15 protein-coding genes are annotated in these 19,023 nt (G+C 61.2%); 5 read left to right on the forward strand and 10 right to left on the reverse strand.

What is annotated here, in order from left to right:
- Nucleotides 1–64: 64 nt before the first annotated feature.
- Nucleotides 65–1,078 (forward strand): betaine--homocysteine S-methyltransferase, encoded by a 1,014-nt coding sequence (gene bmt / locus ACR0FC_RS05345; protein WP_170338743.1) that lies wholly within the window; start codon nucleotides 65–67, stop codon nucleotides 1,076–1,078.
- A 3-nt stretch (nucleotides 1,079–1,081) separates the two neighbouring features.
- Here the strand turns inward: bmt and ACR0FC_RS05350 are convergent, their stop codons facing one another.
- The 10 genes from ACR0FC_RS05350 to ACR0FC_RS05395 form a co-directional block, all read right to left on the reverse strand.
- The gene (locus tag ACR0FC_RS05350) at nucleotides 1,082–1,858 is read right to left on the reverse strand and encodes an enoyl-CoA hydratase-related protein (protein ID WP_093961976.1); all 777 of its coding nucleotides are present in this window, start codon (nucleotides 1,856–1,858) and stop codon (nucleotides 1,082–1,084) included.
- A gap of 71 nt (nucleotides 1,859–1,929) precedes the next feature.
- Nucleotides 1,930–2,385, reverse strand: coding sequence for a cytochrome c-type biogenesis protein (locus ACR0FC_RS05355; protein WP_170338745.1), 456 nt, complete (start codon nucleotides 2,383–2,385; stop codon nucleotides 1,930–1,932).
- Complete coding sequence (locus ACR0FC_RS05360; protein ID WP_170339458.1) at nucleotides 2,382–4,346, reverse strand: heme lyase CcmF/NrfE family subunit; 1,965 nt, start codon at nucleotides 4,344–4,346, stop codon at nucleotides 2,382–2,384. Before ACR0FC_RS05360 ends, ACR0FC_RS05355 begins: the two co-directional genes overlap by 4 nt.
- 75 nt (nucleotides 4,347–4,421) lie before the next feature.
- Nucleotides 4,422–5,000 (reverse strand): holin family protein, encoded by a 579-nt coding sequence (locus tag ACR0FC_RS05365; protein WP_170338747.1) that lies wholly within the window; start codon nucleotides 4,998–5,000, stop codon nucleotides 4,422–4,424.
- Nucleotides 4,991–5,602 carry a holin-associated N-acetylmuramidase gene (locus ACR0FC_RS05370; protein ID WP_170338749.1) on the reverse strand — a complete coding sequence of 204 codons (612 nt, stop codon included), beginning with the start codon at nucleotides 5,600–5,602 and terminating at the stop codon, nucleotides 4,991–4,993. Before ACR0FC_RS05370 ends, ACR0FC_RS05365 begins: the two co-directional genes overlap by 10 nt.
- Nucleotides 5,603–5,740: 138 nt before the next feature.
- Nucleotides 5,741–6,187: a cytochrome c maturation protein CcmE gene (gene ccmE / locus ACR0FC_RS05375; RefSeq protein WP_170338751.1), complete on the reverse strand. Its 447-nt coding sequence runs from the start codon at nucleotides 6,185–6,187 to the stop codon at nucleotides 5,741–5,743.
- Between the two features lie 7 nt (nucleotides 6,188–6,194).
- Complete coding sequence (gene argC / locus ACR0FC_RS05380) at nucleotides 6,195–7,223, reverse strand: N-acetyl-gamma-glutamyl-phosphate reductase (protein WP_170338753.1); 1,029 nt, start codon at nucleotides 7,221–7,223, stop codon at nucleotides 6,195–6,197.
- Between the two features lie 93 nt (nucleotides 7,224–7,316).
- Complete coding sequence (locus ACR0FC_RS05385) at nucleotides 7,317–8,126, reverse strand: glutamate racemase (protein WP_170338755.1); 810 nt, start codon at nucleotides 8,124–8,126, stop codon at nucleotides 7,317–7,319.
- Nucleotides 8,127–8,134: 8 nt separating this feature from the next.
- Nucleotides 8,135–9,013, reverse strand: coding sequence for a lysophospholipid acyltransferase family protein (locus tag ACR0FC_RS05390; RefSeq protein ID WP_170338757.1), 879 nt, complete (start codon nucleotides 9,011–9,013; stop codon nucleotides 8,135–8,137).
- A gap of 76 nt (nucleotides 9,014–9,089) precedes the next feature.
- Complete coding sequence (locus ACR0FC_RS05395) at nucleotides 9,090–12,509, reverse strand: indolepyruvate ferredoxin oxidoreductase family protein (protein ID WP_170338759.1); 3,420 nt, start codon at nucleotides 12,507–12,509, stop codon at nucleotides 9,090–9,092.
- A 169-nt stretch (nucleotides 12,510–12,678) separates the two neighbouring features.
- Between ACR0FC_RS05395 and ACR0FC_RS05400 the strand changes: the two genes are divergently transcribed.
- The 4 genes from ACR0FC_RS05400 (at nucleotide 12,679) to ACR0FC_RS05415 (ending at nucleotide 18,842) form a co-directional block, all read left to right on the forward strand.
- Complete coding sequence (locus ACR0FC_RS05400) at nucleotides 12,679–13,587, forward strand: LysR family transcriptional regulator (protein WP_093961966.1); 909 nt, start codon at nucleotides 12,679–12,681, stop codon at nucleotides 13,585–13,587.
- A 269-nt stretch (nucleotides 13,588–13,856) separates the two neighbouring features.
- Complete coding sequence (locus ACR0FC_RS05405) at nucleotides 13,857–16,109, forward strand: mechanosensitive ion channel family protein (RefSeq protein WP_170338761.1); 2,253 nt, start codon at nucleotides 13,857–13,859, stop codon at nucleotides 16,107–16,109.
- Between the two features lie 197 nt (nucleotides 16,110–16,306).
- Nucleotides 16,307–18,466: a phosphoribosylformylglycinamidine synthase subunit PurL gene (gene purL, locus ACR0FC_RS05410; protein ID WP_170338763.1), complete on the forward strand. Its 2,160-nt coding sequence runs from the start codon at nucleotides 16,307–16,309 to the stop codon at nucleotides 18,464–18,466.
- A 139-nt stretch (nucleotides 18,467–18,605) separates the two neighbouring features.
- Nucleotides 18,606–18,842 carry a BolA/IbaG family iron-sulfur metabolism protein gene (locus ACR0FC_RS05415; RefSeq protein ID WP_170338764.1) on the forward strand — a complete coding sequence of 79 codons (237 nt, stop codon included), beginning with the start codon at nucleotides 18,606–18,608 and terminating at the stop codon, nucleotides 18,840–18,842.
- The last annotated feature ends 181 nt before the right edge of the window (nucleotides 18,843–19,023 follow it).

The raw sequence follows: 19,023 nt of genomic DNA on the forward strand, positions 1-19,023 counted from the left end.
CCGGTCATGCGACACGGGGCGTCTAAATTTTTGGCCTTTGGGGCCACAACTCCGGACATCTCCAATGACCAACGCGCTGACCAGATTGCTGGAAACGAAGGACGCCATTCTTGCCGATGGCGCCACCGGAACGAACCTGTTCAACATGGGGCTACAATCGGGTGACGCGCCCGAGCTGTGGAACACCGACCAGCCCGACAAGATCCGCGCCCTGTATCAGGGGTCGGTGGATGCAGGCAGCGACCTGTTCCTGACCAATACGTTCGGCGGAACGGCTGCACGTCTGAAGCTGCACGACGCCCACACCCGCGTGGCCGAGTTGAACCGCATCGGCGCCGAACTGGCGCGCGAGGTGGCGGATGCCGCCGGACGCCCGGTGGTGGTTGCGGGCTCGGTCGGTCCGACCGGTGAAATCCTGGAACCTGTGGGCAGCCTGACCCATGCCGAGGCGGTCGAGATGTTCCACGAACAGGCCGAGGCGCTGAAAGCCGGCGGCGTCGACGTGCTGTGGGTAGAAACGATCAGCGCGCCGGAGGAATTCCGCGCCGCGGCCGAGGCTTTTGCCCTGGCCGACATGCCTTGGTGCGGTACCATGAGCTTTGACACCGCCGGGCGCACCATGATGGGCGTGACCTCGGCAGATCTGGCGCAACTGGTCGAAACCCTGCCCAACCCGCCGATCGCCTTTGGCGCCAACTGCGGCACCGGCGCGTCTGACATCCTGCGCACGGTTCTGGGTTTTGTGGCTCAGGGAACCGAACGCCCCCTGATCTCCAAGGGCAATGCGGGCATTCCGAAATATGTTGATGGCCACATCCACTATGACGGCACGCCCGAACTGATGGGCCGTTACGCAGCCATGGCGCGGGATTCAGGTGCGACCATTATTGGTGGTTGCTGCGGAACGATGCCAGCGCACCTGCGTGAGATGCGCAAGGCACTGGACACTGAACCCCGTGGCGCCCGTCCGTCGCTCGAGCAAATTACTGCAGTCCTTGGGCCTTTCTCGTCGGCCAGTGACGGAACCGGGGACGAGGCGATGCCCGAACGGCGCGCGCGTCGCCGCCGCCGGGCCTGATGGTCAGCGCCCCTCGAACCGGGGGGCGCGTTTTTCGAGAAATGCCACCACGCCTTCGGCGAAGTCACGGGTGCGCCCACATTCTCCCTGCAGGTGCGCCTCGGTCGCCAGTTGTTGCGGCAAGGTGTTTTCGTAGGTGCCTCTCATCGCCTTTTTGATCGCGGCAAAGCCCGCAGTCGGCCCTTTGGCCAGGTACTCGGCGCGCTTGCGCCAGTGCGCGGCGAATTCATCGTCGGCAACCGCCTCGTAGATCATGCCCCATTGGTCGGCCTGACGCGCAGAAATCTTGTCGGCGAACAGGGCCGCACCCATGGCTTTGGCCAGACCCATTTGGCGCGGCATGAACCACGTCCCGCCGGCGTCCGGCAAAAGACCGATCCGGGCAAAGGCTTGCAGGAAATAGGCGCTTTCGGTCGCAATGACCACATCGGCACACAGGGCTAGGTTGGCCCCTGCCCCCGCCGCGGGACCGTTCACGGCCGCGATCGTCGGCACCGGACAATCATGAACAGCTTCCAGCATCGGTTCGTATTCGTCGCGCAGCGCGCGTTCCAAATCGATCTTGCCAGTGCTGGACGCATCGCCCAGATCCTGGCCGGAGCAAAACGCCGGACCCGCGCCCGTCAGAACGATTGCACGCGCGTCATGAGCGGCTTTTTTCATCGCATGGGTAATCTCGGCGCGCATTTTCGTCGTAAGCGCGTTCATCTTGTCCGGCCGGTTCAGCGTGACCACAGCCAGACCGTCCGTGATGTCCAAAAGCACCGTTTCGTATTCCATGAAGTCCTCACATGCGCAGAATTTCCCGAACCCTGACGCAAATGCCGCGCAAGGGAAAGGCAAACCGCACGTCAGTCTTCAAGAATCCGGCGCAGGCGCTCTTTCTCGTCGTCACTCAATCCGTCTACGGCGGAGGTCTCGTCAACCCGCGCACGACCGCGCAGGAAGTTCCACCCCAGACCCGCCGCAATCAACAGCATGGCCGGCCCTGCCAGCCACAACAGAAGGTTCGCCCCCGTGGTCGTGGGTTTGAGCAGCACGTATTCTCCGTAGCGGTCGACGATATAGGCAACCGCTTCTTCATCGGTGTCGCCCGCGACCAGCCGTTCGCGCAGCAAAATGCGCAGGTCACGGGCCAGTTCCGCGTTGCTTTCGTCGATGCTTTCGTTTCGACAGACCAGACAACGCAGGCCCGTACTGATGTCTCGTGCTCGGGCTTCGAGCGCCGGATCCTCCAGGACTTCATCCGGCTGGACCGCCATCAGCGGCGATGCCAGCAACAACAACAAAACGATCAGACGTTTCATTCCGCAGGTACCCCGCTTACCGGGGCCTTGCGCGCGCCTGCGGCCACCCGGAAGCGGCGGTCGGACAAGCTGAACAATCCGCCCAGAGCCATCAGAATGCAGCCTCCCCAAATCCAATTCGCAAGAGGTTTGATGTAAGTACGCATGACCCAGCCGCCATCGTCCTGCTGATCCCCGATGACCACGTAGACATCACGCAGAAAACGGTAGTCAATCGCAGCCTCGGTCGTGGGCATGGCGGCCACCGGATAGGTCCGTTTTTCCGGGTTCAACGTAGCTATCTCTCGACCATCTTTTTGAACCTGCACATCGGCCATGGTGGAGAAATAGTTCGGTCCCTCAACTTCGCGCACGCCGTCCAAAGTGAACGAGAAACCGCCCACGTCGAAGGTTTCCCCGATACGCGCAACACGGATGTCTTCGACCTCCCAGGCGGTCAGGCCGGCAATCGCAAAGATCGTGACCCCCAGACCGGTATGGGCGATCGCCTTGCCCCAATCCGCACCCGGCAGACGCATCAGACGCCGGAAGCCGCCGGTGCGGCCTGTACGGCTCCACAGATCGACCGCGGCGCCGAAGGTGATCCATGCGCCAAGGAACAAACCAACCGGCCCGAGCGCGCTGCGGCCCGTCTGCAGCACCCAAACCAGTACGGCCAGCGAAACGGCCAGAACAAACGCATAGCGCAGTTGCCATGCGACGCGGCCCAGCCTGCCGCGCTTCCACGGCAGCATCGAGCCCAGCGGCAATGCGATGCCCAGCACCACCATGAACGGCGTAAAGGCCGCATTGAAGAACGGTGCCCCGACCGAGAGCTTTCGGTCGAACATCATCTCGGCAACCATCGGCCACAGGGTCCCGAAGAACACGACAAAACTGCTGACAGCCAGCAGGATATTGTTCAGCACCAATGCGCTTTCACGGCTGACCATTCCGAACAGCCCCTTGGCCTCCATCGCCTGCGCCCTGGCGGCGAACAGGATCAGCGCTCCGCCGATGAACGCCACCAGAATGAACAGGATGAACACACCACGCTCAGGATCGTTTGCGAAGGCGTGAACCGACGTCAGAAGGCCCGAGCGCACGATGAAGGTGCCGATCAGAGAAAAGCCAAACGCAATGATCGCCAACAGAATGGTCCAGCTTTTCAAGGCTTCGCGCTTTTCGACCACGATGGCCGAGTGCAACAGGGCGGCGGCCAGGAGCCACGGCATGAAAGACGCGTTTTCCACAGGATCCCAGAACCAGAACCCGCCCCAACCCAGTTCGTAATAGGCCCACCAGGATCCCAACGCGATGCCGATGGTCAGGAATATCCACGCTGCCAGGGTCCACGGTCGAACCCAACGACCCCACGCCGCGTCCACCCGCCCCTCGATCAGGGCAGCGACGGCAAAGCTGAATGCCATGCTCAGGCCCACATATCCAAGGTACAGAAACGGCGGATGGAAAGCCAAACCGGGATCCTGCAGCAAGGGGTTTAGATCGCGGCCGTCAAACGGCGCCACGGGAAGCCTGTCAAACGGGTTCGACGTAAACAGGATGAAGGCGTAGAACGCCACCCCGATTGCGGCCTGCATCGCCAAGACACGGGCCTTGAGCGTGGGTGGCAAACCCTGGCCGAAAAGCGCGGCCGTTGCGCCAAAAAGCGCCACGATCAGCACCCACAACAGCATCGAGCCTTCGTGGTTTCCCCAGGTTCCGCTGATCTTATACAGCATCGGCTTCAGGGAGTGGCTGTTTTCCACCACGATCCGCAGCGAGAAATCCGAGGTCGCAAAGGCCCACACCAGCGCAGTGAAGGCAAATCCTGTCAGCAGACACTGCGCAATAGCCGCGGGCTCGGAGAACAGCATCCATGACGGCCAGCGTTTTGCGGCGCCGATCAATGGCACGACTGTCTGAACTATGGCCACCATGAAGGCCAGGATAAGGGCGAAATGTCCAAGCTCGGTAATCATGGGCACGGGTATAATCCCGCGCCCGGGCAAGCGCCAATCACTTTCGCCGCAATCAGGCGCACATAGTGTCGCGGGTCAGGCGCGCTGCAGACGCCGCCAGTCCTCCAGCGCCGGGTTGTGATCGGGGATGATCACCTGGGCCGTCAGTTCCGCATCCGGCCCCGGATCGGCGGCTCCCGGACTTTCCGCTCGCATCTCGTGAAGAGCTTGCAAGTTGGCCATGACCTGTGGCGCCCGCATCATCGTGACTGAGATATCACGCTGAAGGTCCTGAACCTTCGCTTGGTGCCGCGCTCCGAAATAGAACGACACGATGACGCCCAGTAGCCACCACAGCGGCTCGGGCACCAGCGCAATTCCCTGCATCCGCGCCGCAAACCACAGTGGATCGACCATCGCGGCCACGAACAAACCCAATGTCCCCAGCGCCAATGCAGGCCTTGGCAACCGATTCAAACCGTCCATGAAACGGTCAAACCCGCCTTTGCGAGGAACCTCGAATTCCGCGCCGAACTGGTTCATCGCTTGTCCACGCAGCGCAACAGCGCGTTCCGCACCGGCCTCCGAGTTCTCGCGAAACACCTCTGCAGTTTCGCGCACCACGTTGCGCCCACCCCCGAACAGAAGATCAAGAACACCTGCGATCAGTCCCATGCGGCTATCCTTTGCTGAAACTCGGCCATGCTCAGGTGATAGGGCGGAGATAGAAACTTCTCGGCCCGGCGGATCCAACCCCCTTTCCCATCGTTGCGGCTGCGCACGTATTTGCGCAAGGCCGGACGTCGGTCAGCCAGCCGGAAATAGTAGTTCCTTCGTGCCACCCCATACGCGTCGCGCAACACCACCGGATCGGGTTTTGCGGCCAGATCGCACGCCCCAGCCGTTCGCGGCCCCAAAACGCCATCCACGGCGAGCGAAAATCCCATCTGCACCAAAAGACGCTGCAGGATGCGCACCGCCTGTCCGCCCGCATTCACGTACATGTCGAAAAGCGTTGGCTGCAGCGCGTCGGGCACCCGTGCCAAACCAGGCTTTTGAAAGTAATGCGTGATGAAAATCGCGACAGCCTGATCCCGGCCAAGCGCCATCACGTCACGACGATCGACCGTGCCGTCACGCGTCAGGTCAAGGCCCAACCGTCGCATTGTGTGGATTGTGACACCGTATTTCGTGGCCCCTCCGGGGTCGTCCGGATCATCGACGAAGCCGCCCTCGCGGGCTACGATCTCGTTGGCAATCTGCTGAACCGACTGCATGCTGCACCTCTGTGTTCCATTGCGGCATACGGTCCGGTGAAATCCTTAAATCCATGAAATGAAGAAGGGCGCTGCACGACCAGATCACGCAACGCCCTTCAATACTCATTCAGCCAGCCTATTGATGACTGTACTGCCTCAGCTGTCTGCCGGCTCTTCGTAGACGCCCTGCTCCTTCAAGGCATCTATGACCTCTTTCGGCATATAGGTCTCATCGTGTTTTGCCAGAATTTCAGTGGCTTGGAACACACCATCAACGTAGCTTCCGGTGCCGACCATCCCCTGACCCTCGGAGAACAGATCAGGCAAGACACCGGTGAAGGCCACCTTCACGCTCTCACCTCCGTCGGTGACGGTGAACCGTACGGTTTCACCCTGCCCGCGTACGATCGAGCCTTCTTCGACCAAGCCACCGATGCGAAACACCTCGTTCGGCGCCGGCGGTTCGGCGATCACCTGGCTGGGCGAGCGGAAATAGTTGATCCCGTCTCGCATGGCATAGCCGATCAGGCCCGTCGCCAGGGCCAAAGCCACAAAAGCCAACAGAATGATCTGTACACGACGACGTTTCTTCAGCGTCTTCATCTCGCCCTCATGGGAACAGTGGGGCCATCATAAGCCCCGTCGTTTCGGGTTCACCTAACATCAGGTTTGCGTTCTGCAAGGCCTGCCCACTGCTACCTTTTGTCAGGTTATCCAGCGCCGCTATCACGATGGCACGCCGTTCGATCCTGTCAGCAACGACGCCGATATGGCAGAAGTTCGACCCGCGTACATGGTGGGTCGAAGGCGTCTCGCCGAAAGGCAGCATGTGGATGAAGGGCTCGTCTGCATAGGCTGCACACAGCGTTTCATAAACGCTCTGCGGATCACCCTTCACATACGAGGTCGCCAGAATGCCTCGGTTCGCGGGGATCAGGTGCGGCGTAAACTGGATGTGAACCGCGCGGCCCGCCAGTTTCGAGAACTCCTGATCGAACTCGCCCAGATGCCTGTGGGTACCACCGACGGCATAGGCGTTGGTGCCCTCGCTCAGTTCGGCGTGCAGAAGGTTCTCCTTCAGCGCACGCCCCGCCCCGGAGACGGCGCATTTCAGGTCAAGAATGATGTCATCCAGGTCGATAACACCGGCCGCAATCAACGGCCGCAGCACATACTGCCCCGTGGCAGCATTGCACCCGGTGCCAGCCACCAACCGCGCAGCGCGGATGCCCTCACGGTAGAACTCGGTCAGGCCGTAGACGGCCTCATCCTGATGCGGGAGTGCGGCATGCGGATTGCCATACCATTTCTCGTATTCGTCGGGGTCGGCCAGCCGGAAATCCGCCGACAAATCAACGATTTTGAGGTCGGAGGGCAAATCCCGGATGACCTCCTGACTGGTCTTGTGCGGCAGCGCGCAAAAGCACAGATCGATCTGGCCAAAGTCGATCTGCTCGATCTTGCACAGACGCGGCAAATCCAGATGGCGCAGATGCGGAAACACCTCGGCCATGGTCTGCCCGGCCTTACGCTCGGCCGCCAGGGCAGTGATTTCCATGTTCGGGTGCTCGGCAATCAGCCGCACCAGTTCGGCACCGGTATAGCCCGAAGCGCCCAGGATTGCGATTTTGTGGGTCATGTCAGACCTCGTAGATTTATGTGACACGTCTGGCACCCGCCGACATGACAGGTACCGAATAAATTCATGACAGGGGCCGGTCCTTGACCTAAGTCAGGCGGCCTTGAAGGTGATCTGTCGTCGGAGAAATTGCGTTGCCCGGTCACTGACCTTCTGCGGATTGCCTGTTGTCAGGTAACCCGCCTCACCCCCGCCAAGCATATCCGGATGCCGCTGGAGATAATCCGCAAGGCTTTCGGCCACCAGGTCGCCCTGGCTGAAGACTTGGACGTCTGGGCCCAACGCCGCCTGAAAGGCTTCGGCCATCAAGGGGTAATGGGTGCAGCCCAAGATCGCAGCCTGCGGGTGCGGCATCTTGCGCTTCAACGCGTCCACATGGCTCCGCACAAGGGCTTCGGCCAGGATCATATCACCATCCTCGATAGCATCGACCACGCCGCCGCAGGCCTGTGCCTCAACATCCACGCCGATGGCGCGGAACGCCAGTTCACGCTGGAACGCGCGGCTGGCCACCGTCGCCGGCGTGGCAAACAGGGCCACATGCTTGACCGCCACTTCGCGCGGGGGGCTGTTGTCGCCCCACTGGCGCTCGGTCAGTGCTTCGATCAGCGGGACGAACACACCCAGCACGCGCTTGCCCTGGGGCACGCCCTCTTCCTGCATCCGCCGCAGCGCAGCAGCGCTGGCCGTGTTGCAGGCCAGAATCACCAGATCGCAGCCGCGCGACCACAGGTCCTGCACCGCGTTTCGGGTCAGGTTGTAGATATCCTCAGCGTCGCGCACGCCATAAGGCGCGTGCGCGCTGTCCGCGTAATACAGGAAATCCACCTCCGGCAGACGTGTCTGCGCGGCGTTCAGGACGGTCAGCCCGCCCAATCCGGAATCAAAGATGCCTACTGCCATTTGCCCCTTCAGGCGCGATGCCGTTCCTCGAATTCATAGCCATAGTCATACGACTTCAGCGGCTTCGGAGACAGCTCATACGTGGCTTTGCGCAAGAAATCCATCATCTTGCGCGTATCGCCGGCCAATGGGTCCAGAACGTCGCGGCCGATGGGCTGCCCCACGACCACATCCACTGGGGTATCGACGCGCTTTTTGAACTCTTTGATCAGCAAACCCATGCGCAGCGTCACATGCAGATGGCTGGCGATCTGGAACAGGCGCGAGGTGTGACCATCGAAGAACAAAGGCACCACGGTGGCATTTGACTTGGCTACCATCCGCGCGGTGAATCCGCGCCAGCCCGGGTCCATTGGGTGCGCGAATGGCCGAGCCGCCGTGCTGACCGTGCCACCGGGAAAAATCCCGATTGCCCCACCCTGCCCCAGATAATCCAAGGCGGTTTTTCGGGTCTGCAGGTTCAGCCGCATCGCTTCTTTGGTCTGATCGAAGGAGATCGGCAGGATGATCCGGTTCAGATCCTCGGCCTTGTGGAACACATGATTGGCCAGAATCCGGAAATCTCCGCGGGTCTGGGACAGCACATGCCCCATCATCAATCCATCCAGAATCCCGTAGGGGTGGTTGGCGATCAGGATCAGCGGGCCGTCCTTGGGGATGTTTGACAGCGCCCCACCTACCACATTCAGGCTCAGCCCGTAGCGTTCGACCATGACCGACCAGAAATCGCGGCCATTGGCGACCTCGCGCTCGTAACCATCCGCGCGCCGGATCAGACGCAGCCGACCGGTCGTATTCTCCATCAGTTTGATGACCATGCGCCCACCCCGCGTTTCTGCAGAATGGGCGTAGGAAATATCCCGAGCGACTTGGCGACGTGATTTCATCACGGGTCTCCGGCGTGGCCGTCATCGGACGGCGCGGACGGGAACCCTACCGCGCCTCCGTGACACCGATATGACGTTACTCGGCCGCGGCCCGCGTCTCGGTCCCTCCCTGCCGGATCACGGCCAGAAGTTCCTCGCGCCGCTTGGCGGCCTTGGCTTCGTTGGCGGCCAATACCGGACCGAAGCCGCGGATGTCCAGCGGCAACCGCGCCAGCGCGACAATCGCATCGCGGGTGTTGTCATCCAGCTTGGGCAGGACCTCTTTCATGTCCTTCTCGTATTGACGGATCAAGGCCCGCTCCATCCGGCGCTCGGCGGTATAGCCGAAGATGTCCAGCGGAGTGCCACGCAGCCCCTTCAGCTTGGCCAGAACCTTCATCGGCCCCAGCAGCCATTCGCCGAACTGCCGCTTGCGCGGACGCCCGTCCGGCCCTTTGCCCCCCAGGATCGGCGGAGCCAAGTGGAAGGTCATCTTGATGTCGCCGTCAAATTCGGCGGCGGCCTTGTCGCGGCTGTCCAATAACAAGCGGGCCACTTCGTATTCATCCTTGTAGGACAACAGCTTGTGATACCCGCGCGCGACGGCATCCCGGACCTTCGGGTCTTCGATCGACTCGACCAGCTTGAGATAGCGTTTTGACAATCGTTTACCCTGATAGGCCACCAGATGATCGGCACGGAAGGCGATGGCCTGCTCGGGCGTCTTGGGCAACTCGGTTACCGTGGGGGTCACGATGCGCGCCACTTCCTCGGGATGAAGAACCGCCCAGCGGCCGACCTCGAAGGCGCGCTTGTTGCGCTCGACCGCGGCGCCGTTCAGCTCGATCGCGGTCATGATCGCCTCGTGGCTGACCGGCAGCAGTCCCCGCTGCCATGCCGCCCCGAACACCATCATGTTGGAATAGATCGAATCGCCCATCACCGCGCGTGCCAGCTCGGTCGCGTCGAACAGGGCAAGACCGTCCTTCAGTCGCGCTTCCAGCGCCAATTCCAGCCGGTCGACCGGAATGTGGAATTCGGTGTTGCGGGTGAAATCGCCGGTTATGATCTCGTGGCTGTTGACCACCGCGCCGGTCTGACCAGTGCGCGTCAGGCCCAGCGTCTTGGCCCCGGCCGACACCACGAGGTCGCCGCCGATCAGCGCATGCGCTTCGCCGGTGGCCACGCGGATGGCGCTGATGTCTTCGGGCTTGTTGGCCAGGCGACAGTGGATATGCACCGCGCCCCCTTTTTGCGCCAGCCCGGCCATTTCCATCATGCCCGCGCCCTTGCCGTCGATCTGCGCGGCCTGCGCCAGAACCGCCCCGATCGTCACGACCCCGGTGCCGCCGACGCCCGTGATGACCACGTTGTGCGTGCCTTCGATCTGCGGCAGAACCGGCTGCGGCAGATGGGGGATATCGATCTCGGTGGTGGCTTCCTTGCGGATCTTGGCGCCTTCCAGCGTGACGAAGGACGGGCAGAACCCGTTGAGGCACGAGAAATCCTTGTTGCAGCTGGACTGGTCGATCGCCCGCTTGCGGCCCAGTTCGGTTTCCTTGGGCACGATCGAGACACAGTTCGATTGCACACCGCAATCGCCGCAGCCTTCGCAGATGTCCGAGTTGATGAAGACGCGCTTGTCCGGGTCCGGGAAGGTGCCGCGCTTGCGGCGGCGGCGCTTCTCGGCGGCACAGGTCTGGACGTAGACGATGACCGACACGCCTTCGATCTCGCGGAACTTGTTCTGAACCGCCATCAGCTCGGCCCGTTCGTGGGTTTCAACGTCGCCGGGCAGCGCCTTGAAGTTCACGTCTTCCTTCTCGTCATAGACGACGGCCACATGCTGGACGCCCATGGCCTTGACCTCGCGCACGATGCGCTCGGCGGTCAGATGGCCCTCGTTCTCCTGCCCGCCGGTCATGGCGACCGCGTCGTTGAACAGGATCTTGAAGGTGATGTTGGTTCCGGCCGCCAGCGCCGCCCGGATCGCCTGCACGCCCGAGTGGTTGTAGGTGCCGTCGCCCAGGTTCTGGAACACGTGTTTCGTGGTCGAGAACGGCGCCTCACCGATCCAGTTGGCGCCTTCGCCGCCCATCTGGGTAAAGCCGGTAGTCTCGCGATCCATCCACTGCACCATGTAGTGACAGCCGATCCCGGCATAGGCCCGGCTGCCCTCCGGCACTTTGGTCGAGCTATTGTGCGGACAGCCCGAGCAGAAATACGGCAGCCGCGTCGCGATCTCCTGCGCGTTGTCGTTGCGGCGCGCCTCTTGCAGGCTGGCCAGCCCTGCGCGGATTCCGTCGGTTTCGCGGCCTTCTTCGATGAAGATCCCGCCCAGCTTTTCGGCGATCATGATCGGATCAAGCGCGCCGCGGGTCGGGAACAGCTCTTCGCGGTGCAGCGTGCCTGCCCCGCCCTTGTACCAGCCGTACACGCGACGTCCGCGACGGTCGTCAAAGATCGCTTCTTTGACCTGCACTTCGATCAGCTTGCGCTTTTCTTCGACGATGATGATCAGGTCCAGCCCCTCGGCCCAGTCATGGAACCCCTTCATGTCCAGCGGGAAGGTCTGACCGATCTTGTAGGTGGTGATCCCCAGCCGTTCGGCCTCGGCCTCATCGATGTTCAGCAGCGACATGGCATGCACCAGGTCCAGCCAGTTCTTGCCCGCCGCGGCAATGCCGATCTTGGCGCCGGGCTTGCCCCAGACCCGCCGGTCCATCCGGTTGGTGTGCGAGAACACCTCGGCCGCGAACCGCTTGTAGTCGATGATCCGCGCCTCCTGCAGGTGCGGCGTGTCGCCCAGCCGAATGTTCAGCCCGCCCTCGGGCATGTCGAATTCCGGCGTCACCAGTTGCATCCGATCGGGCCGGCCATCCACGACCGAGGTCACCTCGATCGTGTCCTTCATCGTCTTGAGCCCGACCCAGACCCCGGCAAACCGGCTGAGGGCAAAGCCGTAGATTCCATAGTCGAGGATTTCCTGCACTCCGGCCGGGCTGACCACGGGCATGTACATGTCGACCAGCGACCATTCCGATTGGTGCAGCACGGTCGAGCTTTCGCCCGTGTGATCGTCGCCCATCGCCATCAGCACGCCGCCATGCTTGGCGCTGCCGGCCATGTTGGCGTGGCGCATCACGTCACCGGACCGGTCCACGCCCGGACCCTTGCCGTACCACAGGCCAAAAACGCCGTCATATTTTCCATCGCCGCGCAGACCCGCCTGCTGGCTGCCCCACAGGGCTGTGGCGGCCAGGTCCTCGTTCAGACCGTATTGAAAAGTCACATCACACTCGGCCAGTTGCTTTTCGGCACGTGACATTTGCAGATCGACCGCACCCAGCGGAGACCCCCGATAACCTGTGACCAGACCGGCAGTATTCAGGCCCGCGGCGGTATCGCGGGCCTTCTGCATCATCATAAGACGCACAAGCGCCTGCGTACCATTCAAAAGCACCGGGCTTTTAGTCAGATCGAAACGGTCGTTGAGCGAAATCTTTGGCTGACTCATCAGACGCCTCCCCACGTCGGAATAGTGTGCTGCATTTGACGTCATTTTAGGTCATAATTTCTGACCTGTATACAAAATTCCCCCTGTTCTGTAACGATTTCCCCGTTTGAATATGGAATTTGTTACCTCTTTCATATAGGGCTGCCAAAGGATAACGAAAGTTGCGACGATGAATTGGGACAAGCTCAGAATATTTCACGCGGTAGCTGACGCCGGCAGCCTGACGCATGCCGGAGACAAGCTGAATCTGTCCCAATCCGCGGTCAGCCGGCAGGTTCGCGCGCTTGAGGAGTCGCTGGGCGCCACACTGTTCCACCGCCACGCCCGTGGTCTGATTCTAACGGAACAGGGCGAGCTTCTGTTCGATGCAACAACGGCCATGTCCAAGCGTCTGGACGCTGCCGCGGCGCGAATCCGCGACAGCGAGGATGAGGTCTTTGGAGTCCTGCGGGTCACCACGACTTTTGGCTTCGGGACCCTGTGGCTGGCGCCGCGTCTGCCCAAGCTGTACGAGCAGTATCCGGACCTGAATATTGACCTGATGCTCGAAGAACGTGTGCTGGATCTTCCGATGCGCGAAGCAGATGTCGCGATCCGGATGAAGGAACCCAGTCAGGCCGATCTTGTCCGCAAGCGACTGATGACCGTTCGAATGATGTTGTATGCGACCAAGACCTATTTGGATTCGCACGGAGGCGCGCCTCAGACGCTGGAGGACATTTCGAAACACCGCCTGATCTGTCAGACCCCCGCCGCACCCCAGGTTGGCGTTGGCGCATCGATGGTCAGTCACCTGATGACCTACGAACCCAGCTCACTGCTGACGGTGAACAACTACTTTGGTGTTCTGCAGGGTGTCCTGAATGACCTCGGAATTGGCGTCCTGCCCGACTACGTGACCGAGGATTTCCCCGACCTGGTCCCGATCCTGTCCGACATCGAGACGGCGAATGTGCCGGTATATTTGGCCTATCCCGAAGAACTGAGGCACTCAAAACGGGTCGCAGCGTTCCGTGATTTCGTTCAAGATGAAATTATTGCGCACCGCAAACAGCTGAAACATCTGGGAAAACTGTAGCTATGCGCCCTCAGCATAGCGGACATGCCCTCAATGCGCCCAAAAAACCTTGATCGTTCACAGAGTGACCCCTAAATGAGCACTCGAAGGCGATGATGCTGAAACGCTCATCATCTTCATACCTCCCTGTTGGACTACGGCCGAGCTTAGTGCTCGGCCTTTTTTTTGGCCTGCACCCGCGCGCTCGGTGCCAAATCGTTTGGAAATATTTTGCCAACGGGCCTATGATCGCGGAAAACCATAATATTTCGTGTTCGAGGACAAAGTTTATGACCAGCCTACTCCGCCTGTTTTTGATGGCGTTGGTATCCGTCACGTTCCTGGCTCGGCCAAGCATGGCCCAGAGCACCAGCGAACCCACAACCACACATGTGACCATCCCCGAAGATCTGACCCCTGAACAGGTCGACGATCTGGTGGCGCGAATGTCTGACGATCAGGTCCGGGCCATTCTGCTGGAACGGCTTGATGCAGTCGCGGCGAAACAGGCTGAAACGCAGACTTCCCGTAAGGGGCTGCTGCAAACGATCTCATCCTCGGCGGGCGACATGGCTGCGTCTTGGCTGGATGTCATCCGCAAGGTTCCGCTGCTGGTTTCGGCGCAGGTCGAAGCGTTCAGCAATTTCGGAAACAAGTTTGGCGCAAGCGGTCTGGCAACCCTGTTCGGGTTCACCTTCCTGGCGCTGGCAATCGGGTACGCCGCAGAAACGGCGGTTGGCCTTTGGACACGCCGTTGGATAAAAGTCGTCGATGGGGATGCCTCGACCAACCTAAAAGGTGCCGTTGTCTTTCTGTTCAAGCGCTTCTGCGTCGAGTTTCTAGGGCTGCTTGTCTTTTATTACACGCTGGTCTTCGTCGGGCGTCGATTGCTGGACGAACAACAGATTGCCCAGGCGGCACCGTTCGTATTCTTCCTGATCTGGTTCCCCCGGCTGGGAGCCGCGATTTCCCGTTTCATTCTGGCTCCGAAGCAGAGCAATCTGCGACTGGTCAATGTGAATGACAAATGGGCAAAATACCTGCATCGGAACCTGATCGGCCTGTTCCTGCTGATCGGGTTCACCCTCTTCATCCTTGATTTCAATGCAATGAATGGCGTGATGCCGGGTGAATCGCGCCTTGGTTTCTGGCTGAACACCGCCATCCACATCTATGTCGGCGTCATTGCATGGACGGCCCGCAACGGCTTGACCGACATGATGCGTGGTTCCGATCCGGATCGTACGCATTTCGACGAAGAAGTCGCCCGCTACTATCCGTATTTCGCGATCGCCGTGTCGGCGGGTACCTGGCTTTTGGTCGAATTCCTCGCAGCTCAGCGTAATCCGGCCGTGTTTGCCCTTCTGGCCGAAGGCGCGCATTTCGTCACGATGTTCTGGCTGTTGATCGCACCGGCACTCGACACGCTGATCCGAGGGCTGACCCGGCACCTGCTGCCGCCGATGATGGGCGATGGCCCGATCGCGGAACGTGCCTACAAATCGACCAAACGTAGCTACATCCGCATCGGACGCGTTCTGGCCGGCATTCTGGTCATTTTGATGATTGCGAATGCCTGGAATCTGGACCTGCAGGATATTGCGGGCGGGGACTCGGAAACCGGCAGCAAGCTGGTTCAGTTCTTCATCATCATCGCAATCGGCTACATCCTGAACGAGGTCGTCTCGCTCTGGATCAACCGCCGGCTTGCCAAAGAGCAGACGGCTTCGGAGCAGAGCCCCGATGAGGAAGCCGGCGAAGGCGGCGGTGCCGGCGGCTCGCGACTGGCCACGGTTCTGCCGTTGCTGCGCGTGACAGCTCAGGTCGCGATCTCGGTGATCTTCGCCCTGCTGGCGCTGGGCGCGCTGGGCCTGGACATCACACCGCTTCTGGCTGGCGCCGGGATCCTGGGTCTGGCCATCGGTTTTGGCGCGCAGAAACTGGTCTCGGACATCGTGGGCGGCATCTTCTTCCTGATCGACGATGCCTTCCGCGTGGGCGAATACGTCGATGTGGGCGGCACCACAGGCACGGTGGAAAAGATCTCGATCCGCTCGATGCAACTGCGCCACCATCGCGGCCCGGTTCACACCATTCCCTATGGCGAGATCCAGAAGCTGACCAACTACAGCCGCGACTGGGTCATCATGAAGCTGAAATTCACCGTGCCCTTCGACACCGACCCGAACAAGGTCAAGAAGATCTTCAAGAAGATCGGCGCCGAGATGATGGAGGACCCGGTCCACAAGGATGGGTTCCTGCAGCCGTTCAAATCGCAGGGCGTGTTCGATTTTGACGATGTCGGCATGATCATCCGCGGCAAGTTCATGGCCAAGCCCGGCAAGCAGTTCACCCTGCGCAAGGAGATCTTCAACCGGGTCAAGGCCGCATTCAAGGAGAACGGGATCGACTTTGCCCGCCGCGAGGTGCGCGTTGCCATCCCCGGGTTGGAAGAGGCCGAAAACCTGACGGAACAACAGAAAGCGGCGATCGGCGCGGCAGCGGCCGACGCCGTGAACAAGAAGGAAGAGCCGCCTCAATAACTGCGGCGGGACAGCGGCGCACGCGCTGCTGTCCCCATCAAACCGGCGATGCGACGGGCATTTCAACAGTCACAGACCGCTGTATTCTGCCAGCAAAGAGCGGGTTCCTGTTCGCTGCGCGCTCTTGACCCTTTCCCAAATCGCCCGGTTGCCCTAAAAGGCCCGCAATCCCGGCCACCTTGGAAACAGGACACACGATGCAAGAGCCCGCCATCACACCGGATCTGATTGCCGCACACGGGTTGAAACCCGAAGAATACGACATGATCCTCGAGATTATCGGGCGCGAGCCGACCTTTACCGAGCTGGGGATTTTCTCGGCCATGTGGAACGAGCACTGTTCCTACAAATCCTCGAAGAAATGGCTGCGCACCCTGCCCACCTCGGGCCCTCAGGTGATCTGCGGCCCCGGTGAAAACGCCGGTGTGGTCGATATCGGCGACGGGCAGGCCGTGGTCTTCAAGATGGAAAGCCACAACCACCCCTCGTACATCGAACCCTATCAAGGCGCGGCAACCGGCGTGGGCGGCATCTTGCGCGACGTGTTCACCATGGGCGCACGGCCCATCGCGGCAATGAACGCGCTGTCCTTCGGCGAACCCGACCACCCCAAGACCCGCCAGCTGGTCAACGGCGTGGTCGAAGGCATCGGTGGCTACGGAAATTGTTTCGGCGTGCCGACCGTGGGCGGTGAAGTTCGGTTCCACCCGGCCTACAATGGCAACTGCCTCGTGAACGCCTTTGCCGCCGGGCTGGCCGATGCCGACAAGATCTTCTACTCGGCCGCGTCGGGCGTGGGCATGCCCGTCGTCTATCTGGGCGCCAAGACGGGCCGCGACGGCGTGGGCGGCGCCACCATGGCCTCGGCCGAATTCGACGACACGATCGAGGAAAAGCGCCCAACCGTGCAGGTCGGTGACCCCTTCACCGAAAAACGCCTGATGGAGGCGACGCTGGAACTGATGCAGACCGGCGCCGTGATCTCGATTCAGGACATGGGCGCGGCGGGCCTGACCTGCTCGGCCGTCGAGATGGGCGACAAGGGCGGGCTGGGTGTCCGGCTGGATCTGGAAAACGTGCCCCAGCGCGAAGAAAACATGACCGCCTATGAGATGATGCTGTCGGAGTCCCAGGAACGCATGCTGATGGTGCTGAAGCCCGAGCTTGAGGCCGAAGCCCGCGCCGTGTTCGAGAAATGGGATCTGGATTTCGCCATCGTCGGTGAAACTATCGCCGAAGACCGGTTCCTGATCATGCACAACGGCGAAATCAAGGCCGACCTTCCGCTGTCGAAGCTGGCCTCAACCGCACCGGAATACGACCGCCCCTGGGTTCCCACCCCGGCGGCCGAAGATCTGGGCGAGGTGCCGCAGATCGACCCGATCGACGGGCTGCGGGCGCTGATCTCGTCGCCCAACTACGCAAGCAAGCACTGGGTCTATGAGCAATATGACACGATGGTCATGGCTGACACGGCGCGTACGCCCGGTGTTGGTGCAGGCATGGTGCGCGTACATGGCACCGACAAGGTGCTGGCGTTCACTTCGGACGTGACCCCGCGATACGTGCGCGCCAACCCCGAGGAAGGCGGCAAGCAAGCCGTGGCCGAAGCCTATCGCAACCTGACCGCCGTGGGTGCCAAGCCGCTGGCCACAACCGACAACCTGAATTTCGGCAACCCCGAAAAGCCCGAGATCATGGGCCAGTTCGTCGGTGCCATCCAAGGCATCGGCGCCGCCGTGGCCGCACTGGACATGCCGATCGTTTCGGGCAACGTGTCGCTGTACAACGAAACCGACGGTCAGGCGATCCTGCCCACACCGACCATCGGTGCGGTCGGCCTTTTGGAGCACGCCGACGAAATCATCGGCAGCGAAGTTCGCGAAGGGCATGTGGCGCTGGTGATCGGTGAAACCAAGGGGCATCTGGGCCAATCCGCCCTGCTGGCCGAGGTCTTCAACCGCGAAGATGGCGACGCCCCTCACGTGGATCTGGATGCTGAAAAGCGCAACGGCGACTTCATCCGGGCCAATCGCGAGATGATCAAGGCCTGTACTGACCTGAGCGACGGCGGCCTTGCACTGGCGGCCTTCGAACTGGCCGAAGCCGCGGATGTGGGTGTGCATCTTGATGACGCCCCGACCGAATTCCTGTTCGGTGAGGATCAGGGCCGTTACCTGGTGGCCTGCAACTTCGATCAGGCCGAGGCGCTGATGATTGCCTCGGGCCAGGCGGGCGTCCCGCTGGTTTCGGTCGGTCGCTTTACCGGAGAAACCGTGCGGATCGGAGCGTCCGAAGCTCCTCTTAGTGAACTCTCAGCGCTGTATCGCAGCAGTTTTGCCGAGGCCGTCGCCTGAGCGCGACGACGCTGAGCCATACTCGGATCCTGCGCTGTTCGATCGGCGCGGGATCTTACAATTCCAAGGGTGCTGCACACCCTTGCGCGGGCTTCGGCATCGCTCTACATCTTTGAAAAGACCTTCAGGAGTATCCTAAATGCCAATGAGCACCCACGAAATCGAACATCTGCTGCGCGAAGCCTTTCCGAATGCGGAAATCCAGGTCGGCGGCACCGATGGCGTACACATGTCCGCCATGGTGGTGGACGAAAGCTTTCGCGGGAAGAACAGGGTCCAGCAGCAGCGCGCGGTCTATGCTGCACTGAAGGGCAAAATGGACGGCCCGGATGGCGAGTTGCACGCGCTGGCGTTGACCACGAAAGTACCCGAGTGATGAGACCCACGGCGGTCAGTGCCATGCTCACACTGGTGATGGCAACTGCTGCCTTGTTCACCCCGATGGCATCCGACTATTCGGCCATATGACATGATTGGTTGGGTTGTCTGGATCGGAATATGTGTCGGTGGACTGGTGGTTGCCGCGGCAACCGTCGAAGCCTATCTGAAACGGAACA

It is taken from the genome of Ruegeria sp. BB9 (assembly GCF_056539345.1).